22 protein-coding genes are annotated in these 18876 nt (G+C 31.0%); 12 read left to right on the top strand and 10 right to left on the bottom strand.

The features are described 5' to 3' along the window. Window positions 1-13 precede the first annotated feature (13 nt). A complete protein-coding gene (locus tag FHR24_RS08880) occupies window positions 14-880 on the bottom strand; it encodes an AraC family transcriptional regulator (RefSeq protein ID WP_167187179.1) in 867 nt (288 codons plus the stop codon). A 252-nt stretch (window positions 881-1132) separates the two neighbouring features. On the opposite strand from FHR24_RS08880, the gene FHR24_RS08875 reads away from it, so the two are divergent. The 5 genes from FHR24_RS08875 to FHR24_RS08855 are packed head-to-tail and all read left to right on the top strand — an operon-like array spanning window position 1133 to window position 6390. Beyond that, the gene (locus FHR24_RS08875) at window positions 1133-2158 is read left to right on the top strand and encodes an L-rhamnose/proton symporter RhaT (RefSeq protein WP_167187177.1); all 1026 of its coding nucleotides are present in this window, start codon (window positions 1133-1135) and stop codon (window positions 2156-2158) included. 57 nt (window positions 2159-2215) lie between these two features. Beyond that, window positions 2216-3370: a mandelate racemase/muconate lactonizing enzyme family protein gene (locus FHR24_RS08870; protein WP_167187174.1), complete on the top strand. Its 1155-nt coding sequence runs from the start codon at window positions 2216-2218 to the stop codon at window positions 3368-3370. Window positions 3371-3375: 5 nt separating this feature from the next. Then, a complete protein-coding gene (locus FHR24_RS08865) occupies window positions 3376-4818 on the top strand; it encodes an aldehyde dehydrogenase family protein (protein ID WP_167187170.1) in 1443 nt (480 codons plus the stop codon). 2 nt (window positions 4819-4820) lie between these two features. Further along, the gene (locus FHR24_RS08860; protein WP_167187167.1) at window positions 4821-5762 is read left to right on the top strand and encodes a 2-dehydro-3-deoxygalactonokinase; all 942 of its coding nucleotides are present in this window, start codon (window positions 4821-4823) and stop codon (window positions 5760-5762) included. Then, window positions 5755-6390, top strand: coding sequence for a bifunctional 4-hydroxy-2-oxoglutarate aldolase/2-dehydro-3-deoxy-phosphogluconate aldolase (locus tag FHR24_RS08855; protein WP_167187163.1), 636 nt, complete (start codon window positions 5755-5757; stop codon window positions 6388-6390). Before FHR24_RS08860 ends, FHR24_RS08855 begins: the two co-directional genes overlap by 8 nt. A 58-nt stretch (window positions 6391-6448) precedes the next feature. Here FHR24_RS08855 and recR read toward each other — a convergent pair whose 3' ends face one another. Beyond that, a complete protein-coding gene (gene recR, locus FHR24_RS08850; protein WP_167187161.1) occupies window positions 6449-7066 on the bottom strand; it encodes a recombination mediator RecR in 618 nt (205 codons plus the stop codon). Between the two features lie 76 nt (window positions 7067-7142). Here recR and FHR24_RS08845 point away from each other — a divergent pair, with 76 nt between their 5' ends. From FHR24_RS08845 to FHR24_RS08825, 5 genes are read left to right on the top strand one after another with little or no spacing between them, the layout of a single operon-like run. Further along, the gene (locus FHR24_RS08845) at window positions 7143-8606 is read left to right on the top strand and encodes a sodium:solute symporter (protein WP_167187158.1); all 1464 of its coding nucleotides are present in this window, start codon (window positions 7143-7145) and stop codon (window positions 8604-8606) included. Continuing rightward, window positions 8599-9246: a pyridoxamine 5'-phosphate oxidase gene (pdxH, locus tag FHR24_RS08840; RefSeq protein ID WP_167187155.1), complete on the top strand. Its 648-nt coding sequence runs from the start codon at window positions 8599-8601 to the stop codon at window positions 9244-9246. Before FHR24_RS08845 ends, pdxH begins: the two co-directional genes overlap by 8 nt. Before the next feature lie 16 nt (window positions 9247-9262). Continuing rightward, complete coding sequence (locus tag FHR24_RS08835; RefSeq protein ID WP_167187151.1) at window positions 9263-9754, top strand: SixA phosphatase family protein; 492 nt, start codon at window positions 9263-9265, stop codon at window positions 9752-9754. Between the two features lie 30 nt (window positions 9755-9784). Further along, window positions 9785-10684, top strand: a complete 900-nt coding sequence (locus FHR24_RS08830; RefSeq protein WP_167187147.1) for a Ppx/GppA phosphatase family protein — start codon at window positions 9785-9787, stop codon at window positions 10682-10684. Next, window positions 10665-11444, top strand: a complete 780-nt coding sequence (locus FHR24_RS08825; protein WP_167187144.1) for a peptidylprolyl isomerase — start codon at window positions 10665-10667, stop codon at window positions 11442-11444. The genes FHR24_RS08830 and FHR24_RS08825 overlap by 20 nt, the downstream gene beginning before the upstream one ends. A 13-nt stretch (window positions 11445-11457) precedes the next feature. On the opposite strand, the gene FHR24_RS08820 is transcribed toward FHR24_RS08825, so the two are convergent. From FHR24_RS08820 to FHR24_RS08810, 3 genes are all read right to left on the bottom strand, one after another. Continuing rightward, window positions 11458-12294, bottom strand: a complete 837-nt coding sequence (locus FHR24_RS08820; RefSeq protein WP_167187141.1) for a 3'(2'),5'-bisphosphate nucleotidase CysQ family protein — start codon at window positions 12292-12294, stop codon at window positions 11458-11460. A gap of 165 nt (window positions 12295-12459) precedes the next feature. Next, a complete protein-coding gene (locus FHR24_RS08815; RefSeq protein WP_167187138.1) occupies window positions 12460-12621 on the bottom strand; it encodes a hypothetical protein in 162 nt (53 codons plus the stop codon). Window positions 12622-12711: 90 nt separating this feature from the next. After that, on the bottom strand, window positions 12712-14028 hold the full coding sequence (locus tag FHR24_RS08810; RefSeq protein ID WP_167187135.1) for an aspartate kinase: 1317 nt from the start codon (window positions 14026-14028) through the stop codon (window positions 12712-12714). A 144-nt stretch (window positions 14029-14172) separates the two neighbouring features. Between FHR24_RS08810 and FHR24_RS08805 the strand changes: the two genes are divergently transcribed. After that, window positions 14173-14832 (top strand): hypothetical protein, encoded by a 660-nt coding sequence (locus FHR24_RS08805; protein ID WP_167187132.1) that lies wholly within the window; start codon window positions 14173-14175, stop codon window positions 14830-14832. A 97-nt stretch (window positions 14833-14929) separates the two neighbouring features. Further along, a complete protein-coding gene (locus tag FHR24_RS08800) occupies window positions 14930-15766 on the top strand; it encodes a mechanosensitive ion channel family protein (protein WP_167187129.1) in 837 nt (278 codons plus the stop codon). A gap of 73 nt (window positions 15767-15839) precedes the next feature. On the opposite strand, the gene FHR24_RS08795 is transcribed toward FHR24_RS08800, so the two are convergent. The 5 genes from FHR24_RS08795 to fabG all read right to left on the bottom strand — a co-directional run bounded on the left by FHR24_RS08795 (window position 15840) and on the right by fabG (window position 18861). After that, complete coding sequence (locus FHR24_RS08795; protein ID WP_167187126.1) at window positions 15840-16670, bottom strand: prohibitin family protein; 831 nt, start codon at window positions 16668-16670, stop codon at window positions 15840-15842. Beyond that, window positions 16663-16944 (bottom strand): hypothetical protein, encoded by a 282-nt coding sequence (locus tag FHR24_RS08790; protein ID WP_167187124.1) that lies wholly within the window; start codon window positions 16942-16944, stop codon window positions 16663-16665. The genes FHR24_RS08795 and FHR24_RS08790 overlap by 8 nt, the downstream gene beginning before the upstream one ends. A gap of 3 nt (window positions 16945-16947) precedes the next feature. After that, on the bottom strand, window positions 16948-17412 hold the full coding sequence (locus FHR24_RS08785) for a MaoC family dehydratase (RefSeq protein ID WP_167187121.1): 465 nt from the start codon (window positions 17410-17412) through the stop codon (window positions 16948-16950). 37 nt (window positions 17413-17449) lie between these two features. Next, on the bottom strand, window positions 17450-18028 hold the full coding sequence (locus FHR24_RS08780) for an NUDIX domain-containing protein (protein ID WP_167187118.1): 579 nt from the start codon (window positions 18026-18028) through the stop codon (window positions 17450-17452). A gap of 83 nt (window positions 18029-18111) precedes the next feature. After that, complete coding sequence (gene fabG / locus FHR24_RS08775) at window positions 18112-18861, bottom strand: 3-oxoacyl-[acyl-carrier-protein] reductase (protein ID WP_167187115.1); 750 nt, start codon at window positions 18859-18861, stop codon at window positions 18112-18114. Window positions 18862-18876: the final 15 nt, after the last annotated feature.

Below are 18876 nucleotides of genomic sequence, written 5' to 3'. Positions count from 1 at the left end.
GATATATAATTTTTTAATTATCTAAATACATTTTTTGATAAGCTTTGGGATTGATCCCTTTTATTTTTTTAAACTGTCTGTTAAAATTAGTTTGAGAATTGTATCCACAACTATAAGTTACTTCAGATATCGATAACTTATTCTCTATAAGCAACTTGCAAGCATACCCCACTCTAACTTCATTTAAAAACTGAGAAAAAGTTTTATGCATTCTTTTCTTAAAAAACCTACAGAAAGGAGAAACTCCCAAATGAGCTATTTCTGCTACCTCATCTAAGTGAATTTCTCTACTTAAATTAGTCAATACGTATTGATATACTTTTTCTAATCGTTGAGAATCTTTTACATATACTTTTTCAGTGTATCCATTACTTGCAAACTCTTTAACATCTTTGGTAGATGCTAATGCATCTAAAATATTAAGCATACACTGTATACTTTTAAAACCCGTTAATGGAATTAATCTTTCTAACTCGCTAGATACATAGGCTTTTAACTTATCATCTAGAAAAGCAATTCCATTATTTGCTCTACTGATTAAATTTTTTATTAGTACCATTTCATTCTTCTCAAAAAACTCTTTTCCTAAAAAATCTTCCGTAAAATGTAAAACGATCACTTCTGCTTTTAAATTGATGTTTTTATGATAATCTTCGGAATTTCTCCACAAGTGTGGCATGTTAGAACCTATTAGTGCAAGCTCACCAGACGCAAATTCATGAACATTATCTCCAATAAAACAAGTACCCGTACCTTCTATAATATAAATCAACTCTAACTCTTGATGTAAATGCCAAGATTCATCCAAGTAAGGTTTGGTATTCTTATACACTGAAAAACTTTTGTTAGACGGTGTGATTTTTTTTTGTAAAATCTTCAATTTTAATAAGTTGTTTTATTTATGAAATATAAAACTAACATATTTTATCAAAAAAAGACTGCTAATTTAATAATATGTCAATAAGATACTTGTTTTGGTATATTGTTGTGAATTTATTGGATAAATATTAACGAAATTTGTTTTCACAACTAACATTAGTACAAATCAATAGAATACTACAATATATTCTTAACTGTAAAAAAAGTACTATTAACTAAACAATAAAATTTTAATTTAATACAAAATAAAAATATGGATACTTACTTAATTGCAATTGCACTTATCTTATTTGCTAGTTTATTTCAAGGTAGCTTTGGTTTAGGAATGAAATATATAGCTCCTTTAAAATGGGAAGCTTGGTGGATTGTACATGCAACGGTAGCTATGGTTATTTTTCCTTTAATCTGGGCTATGCTAGTAGTTCCTAATTTGTTTGATGTAATTGCTCAAGCTCCTTCCGAAGAAATTTGGTCTGGTGCAGCTCTTGGTTTTGGATGGGGTATTGGAGGAATTATGTTTGGTGTTTCTGTTGGTTATATAGGAATGTCTTTAACTTATGGTATTGTAATGGGACTTTGTTCTATTGTAGGTGCTTTAATTCCAATGTTTTTAAGATACAATTCTATAAACCCAGACAGTATTCCTTATATTTTACTAGGATTGATATTGTTAGCCGTTGCTGTTATAGTTGTAACTATTGCAGGTTTAAAAAGAGACAAAATTTTAGCCGAACAAGGAGATGAAATTGAAGGAATTAAAAAAGGAAAAGATTTTAAAACAGGATTAATTATTGCTTCTGCAAGTGGAATTTTATCAGCTATGTTAGCTGTTGGATTTGACAGTACTTCTGAAATAGGGAAAATTGCAGAAAAGGCAGGTGCTTTACAAAGAAACACAGCTTTAGCTCGCTGGGTAGTTGTATTAGCTGGTGCTTATGTTATGAATTTAGGATACTCTTTATTTTTATTAATTAAAAACAAATCATTCAATTCTTTTAAAACTCCAGAAATGGGGAAAGCTTTAAAATGGTCTGTAATTGCAGGATTGTTATGGTTTGCAGCTTTGGGAACTTACGGACAAGGAGTTGCTTTAATTGGAGACATTGGAACTATGATTGCTTGGCCAATGATGTTAGGAATATCATTAATCATTAGTAATATATGGGCATACAGAGCAGGAGAATGGAAAAATGTATCCAAAGCATTCCAAACTTTATTAGTAGGAATTGGGATCATTATTGTAGCTACCTGCGTGTTGGCTTACTCTAATACTTTATAAAAAAATTAATTAAACGTATGGATTACACCCTGCGTATATAAACAAAAAATCATTATTATGATTATCAAAGAAATCACTCCTTACGTACTAACTAGTAAACTAGACGAACCTTTTTATTTTTCGCAATGGCAATACGATACCAGAAAAATATGTTTGGTTAAAATTACTTTAGAAGATGGTACCTATGGGTGGGGAGAAGGATATGGTCCTGCAGATGTAATTAAAGCTGGAATTGAATTTTTTAGACCTTTTATTATTGGAAAAAATGCCATAGAAAACGAATGTATTTGGCAAGAAATGTACTTAAGATCTTTAGATTTTGGTAGAAGTGGAGTTTTTCAGGCTGCAGTAAGTGCTATTGATGTTGCCCTTTGGGATTTAAAAGGAAAAATATTAAACCAACCTGTATCTGTTCTTTTAGGTGGTGTTAAAAACCCCGAAATTCATCCTTATGCAACAGGTTTGTATTTTGAAAGAGTAGAAAATTTAGAAAAAAAATTAGTTGACGAAGCTTTAAGTTATAAAAACGAAGGTTTTAAAGCCATCAAAATGAAAGTTGGTTTGGGTATTGAGCAAGATACTCATTACGTAAAAGCAGTAAGAGAAGCTATTGGTGATGATATTAAATTGATGATAGATGCCAACCACGCATACTCTTATAAAGAAGCTTTAGAATTAGCTTTAAATGTTGAAAAATACAACATCTCTTGGTTTGAAGAACCTGTATCTCCAGAAGATTACGATGGATATAGAAAACTACGTTTAAGAACCTCTATACCTATTGCAGGAGGTGAGTGTGAATATTTAAAACACGGATTTAAACGATTATTTGATAACGATTGTGTAGATATTGCACAGCCTGATATTTGTGCTACCGGAGGTTTAACAGAAGTTAAAAGAATTGCTTCTTTAGCACAAACCTATTCTAAAGATGTAGTTCCGCACACTTGGGGTACATGGATTGCTATTAGTGCTGCTGTACATTTAGTAGCAAACTTAGATAAAAATCCTGGTAGAATGTATTCTGACAAACCTGTAATGGAATTAGACAGAACAGAAAACCCTTTAAGAGATGAAGTTGTAAAACATAGCTTAATTATTAAAAATGGAGTTTTAACCGTTCCTAAAAACCCTGGTTTAGGAGTAGATATTGACGAGGATGCTCTTAAAAAATATTCTTGCGATGCCAACACCAAACTATTTGTAAAATAAACACAATGAGCAATTTATTATTTGGACATAAAAATTTATATATAAACGGTCAATTAAATCCGGCAACCAACAACACTACTTTTGAAGTAATTTGTCCCGGAACTGAAAAAATTATCGCTACCATAAGTTGGGCGACTAAAGAAGATACTTTAAAAACCTTAAAATCTGCTCAAGAAGGATTTGAAAATTGGTCTCAACTTCCTATATCAGAGAGAGTTTCTTGGATGTCTAAACTAAGAAGCAAACTTTTAGAAAAAGCAGATACATTACGTACTGCCATTGTTCACGAAATGGGAAAAACTTGGGAAGGTTCAGAAGAAGACATTACTAGTATTACCAATTCTTTACAATTTTATGCAGACGAAATTCAAAAAATAGAAGACTTAGACATTAAAGACAAAGAAGGTACACATAAACATACTGTTATTAAACAACCTTTAGGTGTAGCTGTTGCTTTTTTAGCTTATAATTTTCCATTGCTAAATTTAGGTTTTAAACTAGGCCCTGCTCTAGCAGCTGGTTGTAGTATTATTTTAAAACCTTCTGAATTCTCTCCTATTTCTGCTTATTTAATTGGAGAAATTTGCGAAGAAATTAATTTTCCGAAAGGGGTCATCAACGTAATTTGTGGAGATTTAGAAAATGTTGGAATTCCGTTGTGCGAAAGTACAATTCCACAATTAATCACAATGATTGGTTCTACAAAAACTGCTCAAAAATTAATAGAACAAAGTAGTAAAACATCCATCAAACAATACAGTATGGAATGTGGTGGAAATGCTCCTTTTATTGTTTGTGAAGATGCCAATTTAGAAAATGCCATCAATATTGGTAGTATTCTAAAAACAGCAAATACAGGTCAAATTTGTGTAGCTCCTAATAGATTCTATGTACATGAATCTGTTATTGATACATTTATTTCTGGAATGAAAGCTAAATTTGAAAACACCAAAGTTGGATTTGGTAAGGAAAATAAACCTGACATGGGACCTTTAGCTAACAAAGCATCGGTTACTAGAATGGTAAATACAGTAGCTAAAGCAATTGCCCAAGGTGGTGAAATCATCACAGGAGGAAAAGCGATAAATACACCTGGTTATTTCTTTGAACCTACAGCAATTAAAATAAACAATCCAAAAGCAGAGATTTTAACACACGAAGTATTTGGTCCTATTGCTTTAATTGTTCCTTTTAAAACAAAAGAAGAAGTATTACAATGGGCAAATAACACAGATGCTGGACTAGCTTCTTACGTATTTACAGAGAATAATGAAACGCAAAAATATTTTTCTGAAAAATTAGCTTTTGGAGAAGTACAAATTAACGGAGTAAAATACGACATCTATTTACCACATGGTGGAATTAAAAACAGTGGTATTGGTGTAGATTGTTCTGAATTTGCTTTGGAAGATTATTTAATCAGAAAAAGAATAAGCATACAACTATAACTATGTCTTTACCTAAAACATTTATAAGTTGCGATTGGGGAACCTCTAATTTTAGATTGCGTTTGGTAAACACTTCTAATTTAGAAGTAATTGCAGAACACACTACTGATGTTGGAGTTAAAAAACTACATCTTAACTACAAAGAAAGTAAATCAACAGAAAGCCAAACATCTTACTTTGTAAACTATTTAAAAGAGCAAATTAAACACCTAAATAGTATAGGTACTACCCCTATTATTGTTGCCTCGGGAATGGCTACTTCTAGCATTGGAATGATGGAATTGCCTTATGTAGACATGCCTATTAATTTTAGTGGAGCTAATTTATTCAGCAAAACAATTTCAGAAAACGGATTAGATCTTATTCTAGTATCAGGAGCCAAAACTTTTGATGATGTGATGAGAGGGGAAGAAATACAAGCTATTGGTTTGTCTAAACATATCCCAAAAAACCAGGAAGGGGTTTTGTTATTACCAGGTACGCACAGCAAACACATTCATTTTAAAAATGGAGTGTTTACCCATTTTACCACGTACATGACAGGAGAGCTTTTTGATGTAATTAGTAAAAACACACTCTTAGCAAACTCTTTAACAAAAACCGATTGGAGTAACGATGTTGAATCTTCTTTTTTAGAAGGTGTTCAAAAAGGACTAAACAATCAATCTTTGACTTCTTTATTTTCTATAAGAGCTAATGACTTGTTACAAAACAAAACACCACAACAAAACTTTTACTTTTTATCTGGTTTGTTAATTGGTGGAGAATTAGCTTATTTAAAACAGAGTCATCAGCAAATATACATTGCCACTACCGGAATTTTATACAAATTATACAAATTAGCGTTAGATCAAATTCATCAAAATATAGTTTGTTTTGATGCAGATATGATTGACAAAGCATTATTAATAGGTCACAAAAAAATAGTAAAATCACATGTCTAAATCAACATTTTCTTGGGAAAAATATAACGAAACTCCTGTGGTAGGAATCATGAGAGGATTTTCTATGGAGCAAATTAGAGAAATTATACCTGTATATATAGAAAGTGGTTTTTATACGGTAGAAATTACGATGAATTCTGAAAACGCAGAAGAATCTATAGCTACTTTGCGTAAAGAATACCCTACTTTAAATGTAGGTGCGGGTACCGTTTGTAATATGGATGATTTGCAACGTGCCTTAAAAGCAGGTTCTCAATTTATTGTAACCCCTGTTATTGACGAAGAAGTTATTAAATACTGTGTAGCTAATAAAATTCCGGTATTTCCTGGAGCTTATACTCCTACCGAAATTTACAAAGCTTGGTCTCTAGGTGCAAATGCGGTTAAAATATTTCCGGCAACACAATTAGGAACTAAATACATTAAAGATATTTTAGGACCTTTAAACACCATTAAGTTATTACCAACAGGTGGTGTAGATAAAAACAATATTAACGACTTTTTTAAAGTAGGTGTTGTGGGTTGCGGAATGGGTGGTTCTTTGTTTGACAAAACCATCATAGCATCGGGTAACAAAGTAACTTTAAAAGCTCATTTTGATGAGATTAAAGCAAATACAAAAGTTTAAGTAATTATTATATATCTAAAATTAAAATGCTCTTCTATTTAGTTAAAAGAGCATTTTTTTATTGTCTTAAACTATTTTCAAACGGAATACGATTTAAGATACTTCTACCTAAAGTAACTTCATCTGCATACTCTAACTCATCTCCTACAGAAATACCTCTAGCAATGGCAGATATTTTTATATCTAAGTCTTTTACTTGTTTGTAAATATAAAAATTGGTGGTATCTCCCTCCATAGTAGAACTCAAAGCAAAAACCAATTCTTTTACTTTTCCTGCTTTTACTTTATCTACCAAACTTTCTATTTGTAAATTGTTAGGTCCTATTCCTTCCATAGGCGATATTTTACCTCCCAAAACATGATACATTCCTTGAAATTGAGCTGTATTTTCAATAGCCATTACATCACGTACATCTTCTACCACACAAATAGTAGTCTCATCTCTTTTGTGGCTAGAACATATTTCGCAAAGCTCTACATCAGAAATATTGTAACAATTTTTACATAGTTTAATATCGGTGACTAAGTTATCTAACGCACGTGTTAAATATCCTGTTTGCTCTTTAGGCTGTCTTAATAAATGCAACACCAAACGTAAAGCAGTTCTTTTACCTATTCCTGGTAATTGAGAAACTTCGTTAACGGCATTTTCTAAAAGTTTTGATGAAAAATCCATAAGTGTACAAATGTACATATATGGCGGGAATTGAATAAAAAAAATATTTAATTTGTACTAGTTTTAAATCTATTGAATGACACCTACAACCATTGCTTTAATTATTGGAGTTTATTTTATTGTTTTATACACAATCTCTGTAATTACAGGAAAAGAAAATAACAACGATACTTTTTTTAAAGCCAACAAAAAAGCTCCGTGGTACATTGTTGCTTTTGGAATGATTGGTGCTTCTTTATCTGGAGTAACCTTTATTTCGGTGCCAGGTTGGGTGGCTACCAGTCAGTTTAGTTATATGCAAGTAGTCTTTGGTTACTTTTTAGGATATGTAGTGATCTCCTATATTTTGCTGCCACTATACTATAAATATAACATTACTTCTATTTACGGCTATTTAGAACAACGTTTTGGGAGCAATAGTCACAAAGTAGGAGCAGCCTCTTTTTTAGTTTCTAGAGTATTAGGAGCCTCTTTTAGGTTGTACTTAGTAGCTATTGTATTGCAATATTTTATTTTTGATGCTTGGAACATTCGTTTTGAATTTACCGTGGTATTTTCTGTTTTATTAATTTGGATTTACACCTTTAAAGGAGGAATTAAAACCATTATTTGGACAGATACCTTACAAACACTTTTTATGTTAACCGCTTTGGTAGTAATTGGTTATTTGTTGTTAGAAAAATTAAACACCAATCTTTTTGATTTTATCAGCTCACAAGAATATAGTAAGTATGGAAAAATATTTGTAACAGAAGATGTGAATGCTAAAAGTTACTGGTTAAAGTCTGTATTAGGAGGTGCTTTTATAGCCATTGCCATGACAGGACTAGATCAAGACATGATGCAGAAAAACTTAGCTTGTAAAAATAAAAAAGAAGCACAATGGAATATGATGTCTCTAGCCCCTTCTTTAATTATCATCAACTTTTTGTTTTTAACATTGGGAGCTTTATTATTTACTTATGCACAACAACAAAACATTAACATTCCTATAGTAGACGGAAAAGCCAAAACCGACTTGTTATTTCCTGAAATTGCTTTAAATGGAGGTTTGGGTATTACCGCTTCTATTCTATTTGTATTGGGATTAATTGCAGCAGCCTACTCTAGTGCTGATAGCGCTTTAACGTCTTTAACCACCTCTTTTTGTATTGATTTTTTAAAGATTGAACAAAAGAAAAAAGAAGACCAAGAAAAAATTAGAAAAAAAACACATATTTATATGTCTATAGTTTTAATTATCACCATTATTACTTTTAAATATATATTAAGTGAAAACGTAATTAGCAATTTATTAAAAGTAGCTTCTTTTACATATGGTCCATTGTTAGGGTTGTTCTCTTTTGGAATTTTCACCCAATATAAAATCAAAGATAAATGGGTGTTATTTATAGCTATTATTGCTATTATTTTTAGTTATTTTATAAACGAATACAGTGTTCGTCTATTTGATGGATTTCAATTTGGTTACGAATTACTATTAATCAACGGAATCCTCACGTATTTAGGACTTTATATCATTAGAATTAAACATGAATAAGGATTTAAGCAATTATAGAAAAACATATCAAAAGGGAGAGTTGTTAGAAACAGCAGTCCCCGAAGCTCCTATTGAGCTTTTTCAACAATGGTTTTACGAAGTTGAAGAAGCTAAAACAAGCTTAGAAACCAATGCTATGAATATTGCCAGTATAGGATTAGATGGATTTCCTAAAAGTAGAATTGTATTATTAAAACGTTTTACCTGGGAAGGTTTTATTTTTTACACCAACTACAATAGTGAAAAAGGGAAAGCCATAGCCAATAATCCAAATATATGTGCTTCTTTTTTTTGGGAACAACAAGAAAAACAAGTAATCATTAAAGGAAAAGCTGAGAAAATACAGCCAAATTTGTCTGACGGATATTTTGAAACTAGACCTGAGGGTAGTAAATTAGGTGCGTGGGCATCTAACCAAAGTGAAGTAGTATCTTCTAAAGAACAATTAAATCAACAGTTAGAAAACTATACACAAAAATTTAAGGACAAAGAAATTCCAAGGCCAGAACATTGGGGTGGCTATATTATAAAACCAATATCTATAGAGTTTTGGCAAGGTAGACCCAATAGAATGCACGATAGAATACGTTATACTTTATTAGAAAATTTTGAGTGGAAAATTGAGCGTTTAGCTCCCTAACCCCTAGCAGTAAATTATGAAAACAATATATATTGTAAGACATGCAAAATCTTCATGGGAATATGAAGGCATAGAAGACATTGATAGACCTTTAAAAAAAAGAGGAATTAAAGATGCGTATATAGTTGCCAAAGTTTTAAAAAATAAAATACCAAAACCCGATTCATTTATATCTAGTTGTGCCAATAGAGCATTGCACACAGGAATTATTTTTTGCAACGTTATAGGCTTTCCTATGGCACATTTAAAAATAAGCAAATCTTTATACAGCTTTAGCGATGGTTATTTAGTAAAAACAATTAGAGCCTTAGATGATGCTTATGACTCTGCCATTGTTTTTAGTCACGATCATGGAATTAACACCTTTGTAAATTCTTTTGGTAGCGAACCCATAGCACATGTACCCACTTGTGGAGTTATTGGAATACAATTTGACACGCAACATTGGAAAAACATAAAGCCAGGAAAAACAATATTAAAAGAGTTCCCAAAACATCATAAAAAATAAAGAGAACTCTATCATTAAAAACAGATTATTTTGATTAAAATTCAAAAATACGGAGCCATAGATATAGGATCTAATGCAGTTAGACTTTTAATTATGGATGTAATAGAAAAGGACGACGGGACAAGTGTTAAATTTAAAAAAGCAGCACTTATACGTGTTCCTATCCGTTTAGGAGAAGACACTTTTGTTACCGGAGAAATTTCTGAAAAGAAAATTATTAGACTAACAGATGCTATGAATGCTTTTCAACTTTTGATGAGTATACATGGAGTCGTTAAATATAAAGCTTGTGCAACATCTGCTATGAGAGATGCAGATAATGGAGACTATGTTATTGATAGAATTCTTAAAAAAACCGGAATAAAAATAGATATTATTGACGGTAAAATAGAAGCTAAAATTATTGCTACTACAGATTTAGGGGAACTATTAGACAACAGCAAATCTTATTTATATGTAGATGTTGGTGGTGGTAGTACAGAAATGACCGTATATAAAAACGGAACTATTAGTAGATCTAAATCTTTTAAAATGGGTACTGTAAGAATGTTAAATCAAAAAGACAGTCTAAAAGATGAATGGGAAGAAATGAAAGAGTGGGTTAAAAAACACACTGCTGGTATTAAAAATATTTCTTTAATAGGTTCTGGTGGTAACATTAATAAAATTTATAAAATGTCTGGTAGAACAGATGGTTCTCCCCTTTCTTATATTTATATGAAAGCAAATTATAGATATTTAAAAACTATGAGTTATGATGAGCGTATTTCTGAACTAAACTTAAATCAGGATAGAGCCGATGTAATTATACCCGCTACAAAAATATATTTATCTGCAATGAAATGGTCCGATGCAAAACGCATATATGTTCCAAAAATAGGATTGGCAGACGGAATTGTAAAAAGTTTATATGCAGGTATTATTGAGTAAACATATCCATTTATTATTAAAGATTTTATTTATTTCTTTACTGATGTATAGTTGTTCTTCGGAATCTAAAAAACCAAAAACAGCAATAAAAGAAACTGTAGTTCATATTCAAAAAGAAAACTTAAAAAAAGAGGTCAAAAAACCTACATTGCAAGAGATTAAAGATTCTTTATTAGCTCAAATTCCTAAAAAAGAGCTTTTAATTAAAGATATCATCAATCATAAAAATGTAAAGAGTTTCTTTTTAGATTATGGAAAAAAAAATCCAGAAACCAAATTACTACTAAAAACTAGATTAGGAAACATACACATTACCCTCTATAAAGAAACTCCACTACACAGAGCTAGTTTTATTTATTTAATTAAAAATGGATACTACAACAAAACCTGTTTTCATAGAATTGTTAAAGATTTTATTATTCAAGGAGGGTGGTCCGAAAAAACAATTGTAGATACTTATAGAATACAATTAAACAACTACAAACTTCCTCCTGAGTTTAGAGACGGAATTACACACAAACGCGGAGCATTATCTGCTACTAGACGTTGGGTAAATAATCCAGGTAAAAAATCAAATCCTTTTGAATTTTTTATCATTCAAACAAAATTAGATTGCTCTCATTTAGATGGCGAGCACACCGTTTTTGGACAAGTAACCAAAGGTTTAGATGTAATTGATAAAATTATTGATGTAAAACTAGATGGACATTCTGAGTGGCCAGAAGTTGATGTAAATATTGAGTTTGAGATTTTAGGATAAATTTATTTCCATATTACCAAATCTCATATTTAATCCCCTCATTATTCATATAGGTATTTTCCTCTTTGTTTAAGTTGATTTTATTCCCAAAATAATCTGTAGGAGTACACCCCATAGCTTCGGCAATACAGGCACTTGCTGCAAAATCCCAGGCACAACCTCCACCTAATTTGTCTCTGTGTGGTTTTATGTATACCGCAGGAGCATTTTGCAAGACACACATAGCATTCATAACCGCTCCTTGATGTGTAATAACTTCTAAAGGTTTATTATATTTTTCTAAAGATTTTTCTTCTAAAGATTTTATCAAGTAAGGAAGTGCTCCGCTAGACAAAAAACTTAAATCGCTATAAAAAGTCAATCCTTTATTTTTATTGTATTCTATACTGAATAACTTCTCATTTTTATAGACCTTTCCTCCTTTTACGGCATCATATAAGTCATTATGATAAGGATCGTAAGCAACCCCTACAACAGCATCTCCTTGTTTAGATACCAAACCTATGGCAACAGCAAAGCCTGGACTTTTTTTAGTAAAAGGCAAAGTTCCATCAATAGGATCTACAGTCCAAAAATAATCTTTAACCAAGCGGCTTTTATCATCTTCAGACTCTTCTCCCAACCAACCTAAATCGTATTTTTTAATACTTTCTTGCAAACTAGCATGTATAATTTCTTGAGATTTAATATCTACTTCTGTAACAACATCGGCAGCCAAACTTCCACCTTTATTTTTACTACCTATTTTAAAATCGGTACCAAAACAAGCAATTACGTGTTGTCCTGCTTTTAGAGCTGCCTTTTTAGCTATTTGTCTTAATTTTTCTAAATCACTACTACTTAATTCCATATTATTTACCTAGTAAAACGGTGCTATTGTTTGTGAGAATGTATTCTAAAAATTGGAAATCAATTTGTATTTAATACTATTTAAAGATACAAAAGGTGATTGATCTATAACAAAAAAGCCTAGTAGAAATCTACTAGGCTTTTTATTATTTTAATGAAATATGAATTATTTCAGTTTTTTAGCTGCTGCTTTTAATTTGATGTTTTCTATAACAGTTCCTGTAATCCAATAAGGTACTACAAATGTTAGTAAGAAAATTAACAACCAAAAACCAGCTGTAAATACAAATAAGAATGCTAAAAATCCTGAGAATTGTGAAATATCCATTTTATCTTAAATCTTTTGTTCGTGTTATAATACTTGCAAAAATAAAACTATTTTTTGATTTTAACACCTCAAATTAATAATAATTATCTACTAAAATAAACCGTTGTTTAAAGCAACTAAAGCTTTTTTCTTATTTTCTGTATTAATTACTAACGAGACATTGTAATTAGAACCTCCGTAAGAAATCATACGAACTGGAATATTAGACAAACTGCTAAAAATTGCGGTATTAGATCCTGTTTTTTGTTCAGAAAAATCTCCTGCTAAACATACAATTGTTAAATCTGTATCTACCTCTACAGAACCTATTTCTTGTAACTCTGCCACAATTTCTTTTAAATGAGTGGTATCATCAATAGTTACAGAAACAGCTACTTCTGATGTTGTAATCATGTCTATAGAAGTTTTGTACTTCTCAAACACTTCAAATACACCTTTTAAAAAACCATAAGCCATTAACATTCTAAAAGACTTAATCTTTATAGCTGTAATACCATCTTTGGCTGCAATGGCTCTAACACCATCGGGTACTTTACAGTTTTTAATAATAGTTCCTGGTGCATCTGGCTCAAACGTGTTTTTTAACAACACAGGCACATTTGCTTTGCGTGCAGGAATTACAGATTGTGGATGTAAAATTTTAGCTCCAAAATAGGCCAACTCTGCAGCCTCATCAAAAGAAATTTCTTTTAAGGAAAACGTATTTTCTACAAAACGAGGATCGTTATTGTGCATTCCATCAATATCTGTCCAAATCTGAATTTCTTCTGCAACAATAGCCGCACCTATTAAAGAAGCAGAATAGTCAGATCCCCCTCTTTTTAAGTTGTCTATTTTACCGGTATGGCTGTTACAAATATAACCTTGTGTTACAAAAATTTCTGTTGCTGGGTTTGCTACTACAATTTTACCGTATTCTTCTGTTATTTTAGAAAGTACAGGCTCGTTGGCTTCATCAATAGCCATAAAATCAAAAGCAGAAACCAACAAAACACTAGCTCCTGTTTCTTTTAAATGAAAATTAAACAAGTTAGTTGATAAAACTTCTCCTTGAGCTACAATGTTTTTTTCTATTTGAGAAGATGGAATTTCTATACCAATATGTTCTCTAATAAATTCAAAACGATCAGATATTAAAGCAATAGCCTCATTTTGATTTGTTTTTTCTTCTAAAAGCTCAGTAACAACATCAACATATTTAGCAACTAAATCGTTAATTAAATCATTTGCTTCTTCTTCTCTATAATTAATAATGTGATCTGCTACTTCATGTAAAGAGTTTGTTGTTCCAGACATTGCAGACAAAACTACCGTTTTTTTACCCTCAACATTTCTAACAATGTTAGCCACTTCTTTTATGCTCTTTGGACTCCCTACAGAAGTACCTCCAAATTTTAATACTTTCATAATAGTTTCTAGTTTCAGTTATTTATTTTTTATCTCAAAAAAATATTTGCTATAAAAGTGCAAAGGTTTCACAAATGTGGCATTTGAACAAAATAATAATAATATCTTTACATCTTAATACGAATTGTTAAAATTTGAACACGTATGAAAACCATACAAGAATCTGTAGAAGGAATTATTAGAAAAACACCTTTTTTAGAAGAGGCTTTAAATGATAAATTAATCAACGTTTCATCGTTGGCTAGAGTCATTCAGCCTGACGTTGAAAAGGACTTAAATAAAGATGTTAAATCTGGTGCTATTATGATGGCTATCAATAGATTATCTCCATCTAGTATTTTAAAAATACGCAAGAACATAAAAAAAATAACACTTACTTTAGGTGATTTTATTGTTCGTTCTGACTTAGAGAATTTTACTTTTAAAAATACTCCTACTCTGCTAAGATGTATTTCTGATTTAATTCATGAATTTGGAGATGACAAAGATTATTTCTTTACCATTTCTCAAGGAATTTTTGAGACTAATATTATCACCAGTAAAAAATTACACGATAAAGTTTCTGATATCTTTAAAACAGAACAATTATTATCCTCTTCTAAAGAGTTGGCATCTATTACTATTAAGTTGCCAAAATCTAATTCTCAACAATCAGGAATTTATTATTTTATTTTAAAGCAATTGGCTTGGGCAGATATTCCTGTACACGAAATTATATCTACAACTCACGAAATTACAATTGTAGTAAAAGAAGAAGATATTAATAAAACTTTTTCTATTTTAATAGATATGAAAAAAAACTAATAAGATTTTAATTTTAAAACACAAAGAGGAACTAACCTATGTTAGTTCCTCTTTTTTTATTCTATATTTATAGAATACTAAATTAACTAAAAATTTTATGGAAACAGTTACAGAATCATTATCGAGCTTTTACAACACTATTGCAACAGGAATTGGAGATTGGGGACTTAAATTAATTGGAGCTTTAGCAGCACTTATTATTGGTCTTTGGATTGTTAGAATTATCCTTAAAGGAATTTCTAGATTGTTTGAAACAAAACACATAGACGAAACTCTTCGTCCTTTTTTAATTACATTATTAGGATTTACCCTAAAAGCATTGGTTATTATCTCTATTGCAGGTATAGTAGGAGTTCCTACAGCATCTTTTGCCGCATTAATAGCTGGTGTAGGTATTGCTATTGGTGCTGCTTTTAATGGTTCTTTAGGTCATTTGGCTTCTGGAATTATGCTTTTAATTTTTAAACCTTTTAAAGTGGGAGACTTAATTAAAACAAATGGTGCGTTTGGTTTTGTTAAGGAAATATCTGTATTTGTAACTATTATAGAAACTTTTCAGAACGAAACAGAAATTATACCTAACGGTGCTATTACTGCAAATAAAATTGTAAACCTAACCAAACTAGGAACTTTAAGAATTGATATGCCATTTGCAATACGCTATGGTGCAGATATTAAAAAAGCAAAAGAAATTGTTTTAAATGTTTTAAACAACGATCCTAATATTTTACAAACCTCAGATAAAAAAGCAAGAGTTGCTGTAAATAACTTAGGAATTAATGGTGTTGAATTGTTAGCATTGCCATATGCTAAATGCGAAAATTACTGGGATGTTTATTGGGATACCAAACAAGCTATAGTAGAAGCTTTAGGTGAAGCAGGTTACGAAGCTCCATTGCCACAAAGAGTAGTTACCATGACTAAAGAATCATAAATATATCAATCATACAAAAAAAACAGCCTTTACAAATTTGTAAAGGCTGTTTTTGTATCTGTCTGTTTTTAAATTATTGATTTCCTAAAATAATAGGCAATCCATCTTTACCAGAACCTATTACAATTACTTTGGCATTAGGAGAACTACTTAACTCTTTAGTAGCTTCAATTCCCTTTTCCTTTAAAATTTTATCGGTTAATGATTCACTTAAAATTTTATTTGCTATTGCTTTTCCTTCTGCATCAATTTTTTGACGTTCAGCTTCCTTACGAGCTTTTTCTAACCTAAACTCATATTCCAAAAACTCTTGCTCTTGTTTTAGCTTATTTTCAATTGCTGTTTTAATTGTAGGAGGTAAAGTTACATCTCTTACCAAAACATCATTTAACTGAATAAATTGATTGTCTAATATTTTTTTAGTTTCGGTATATATTTCTTCTTGAATTACATCTCTTTTACTAGAATATATTTGCTCAGGAGTATATCTACCAACTACAGAACGAGCTGCAGATCTTAACGAAGGTTTAATTACAGACTCTAAATAGGTTTGTCCCTTTTGCTGATGCAATCTTCCTATTTTATCTTTTTGTGGCAAATACCAAGCAGTAACTTCTAAAATAATATCCAATCCATTAGAAGATAAAACTTTCATTTTCTCGAACAATTCTTGCTGACGAACCTCATAAACAATTACCTTATTCCATGGAGCTATTAAATGAAACCCTTCTCCTAAAGCGGGTTGATCTGTTACTACCCCACCTCCAAATGTTTTATACAAGACTCCTGCTTTACCAGAATCTATGGTTAATGCAGATTTAGATATAAACACAATTACAACTATTGCTATAATAATTATTAAGGGTAAACCTTTGGGTATATTTAAATTTTGATTGTTATTCATCTTCTCCAATTTTTACTTTATTGTTTTGAATGGTTATTCTTTTTGGCAACCTCATTTGTTGTTCTGCACCAGGTATAAAACAACATCCTGCTTTATCAACAGTATACAAAATATGTAAATTTATAACCTCTACACCATTTTGTTCTGTTTGATTAAAGACCGAAACATCTATCTCATTTATATTAGGCCAACCTCCTTCAGCCACAAACTCACTAATTTTAATTTGATGGATATTTTGTTGCACCAACTGTTTTATTTGTTCTGTACTATGCATGTATTAATTTACAAAATGATACAAGAAAACAATATCTGCATCTAATGCTGTTTTACGTTCTCCTTCTATTTCTATATTAATAGATAAGATTGCTTTAGAAATCCCTCTTAAATTTTCTATTGATTTTAATTTAGTTCTTAATCTTACTTTACTATCAACAGTAACAGGTTTGTTAAATCTTAATTTTTCAATTCCATAGTTTACCAACATTTTACTATTGTTTACTTCTATAATTTGTTCCCACAAATAAGGCATTAAAGACAATGTTAAATAACCATGGGCAATAGGAGTTCCAAAAGGTCCTTCTTTTGCTTTTTCGGCATCGCAATGAATCCATTGATGATCTAATGTAGCATCTGCAAACTGATTTATTCTTTCTTGAGGCACTGGTAAATACTCAGAAACTCCTATTTCTTTTCCTTCATATGCTTTAAAATCATCAAAACTATTGATTATTACTTTTCCCATTTTTATTCTTTATTTTATTTGTTATTTACGTTATTAATTATGCCTCTAATAAATGATGAATCCAAGCATATTGAAGCAAAATTAAGGTTTTTGCATCTTTTATTTCATTATTCTCCACAACTCTTTTAGCCTCCTCAAAACTCATTTCAAAAACTAAAATATCTTCTTGTTCATTCTCCAAACCTCCACCATTAGCTACTTTCATAGTCTCATCATACGCTGCAATAAACATATGTGTTATTTCAGTAACAGCACCCGGAGTCATAAAACAATCTCTCACTTTTATAACTTTAGGAACCTTATACCCTGTTTCCTCTTCAATTTCCCTTATAATACATGTTTCAGGATCATCCTTATCTAACATTCCTGCAGGAACTTCGGTTACAATACCTCCTTTTAATCCATTTATATATGCAGGCATTCTAAATTGTTTGGTCAACACTATTTTTTTAGCTGCTTTGTTGTACATCAAAACTGCTGCACCATCACCTTTATCGTATACCTCTCTAGTTTGTTCCCATTCTTTACCACTTGATCCTTTGTACTGATAAGTAAACAACTTTAAAGGTTTCCATGTATTGGCTAAAATTTTTTCTTTAATATCGGAAATAGTCATTATTGGTAAGCTTTTTATAAATATAAAAAAACTGCCCTAAAGTTAGTCCTTTAGGGCAGTTATAAATTATTATTTTAATTGTATTAAGCAGTGATCATACCACCATCTACATTTAAAGTTTGACCTGTAATATATGCAGACATATCAGAAGCTAAAAACACGCATGCGTTTGCAATATCTTCTGGTTGACCTCCTCTTTTTAAAGGAATAGCTTGTCTCCATCCATCAACAACTGCTTCATCTAGTTTGGCAGTCATTTCAGTTTCAATAAATCCTGGAGCAATTGAATTACAACGAATATTTCTTGATCCTAATTCTAAAGCTACAGACTTACTAAACCCTAACATTCCTGCTTTAGAAGCAGCGTAGTTAGTTTGACCTGCATTTCCTTGAACTCCTACTACAGAACTCATGTTAATGATAGATCCTGCTCTTTGTTTCATCATAGGACGAATTACAGCTTTGGTTAAGTTAAATACAGATTTTAAGTTTACCTCTAATACCTTATCAAAATCTTCTTCTGATATACGCATTAATAAATTGTCTTTAGTAATCCCTGCATTGTTGATTAATACATCAATAGTACCAAACTCCTTTAACACATCTGCTGCTAAAGCTTGAGCAGCATCAAAATCTGCTGCATTAGATTGATATCCTTTTGCCTTAACTCCCATTGCAGTTAATTCAGTTTCTAATGCATTAGCTGCCTCCACTGATGAACTGTACGTAAAAGCTACATTAGCACCTTGCTTAGCAAACTCTAATGCAATTCCTTTACCAATCCCTCTAGTTGCACCAGTTATAATGGCTGTTTTATTTTCTAATAATCCCATTCTATAAGTTTATTA

The sequence above is a fragment of the Wenyingzhuangia heitensis genome (assembly GCF_011762155.1).
Taxonomy (GTDB): domain Bacteria; phylum Bacteroidota; class Bacteroidia; order Flavobacteriales; family Flavobacteriaceae; genus Wenyingzhuangia; species Wenyingzhuangia heitensis.
This window is presented reverse-complemented; position numbering and strand designations above follow the sequence as displayed.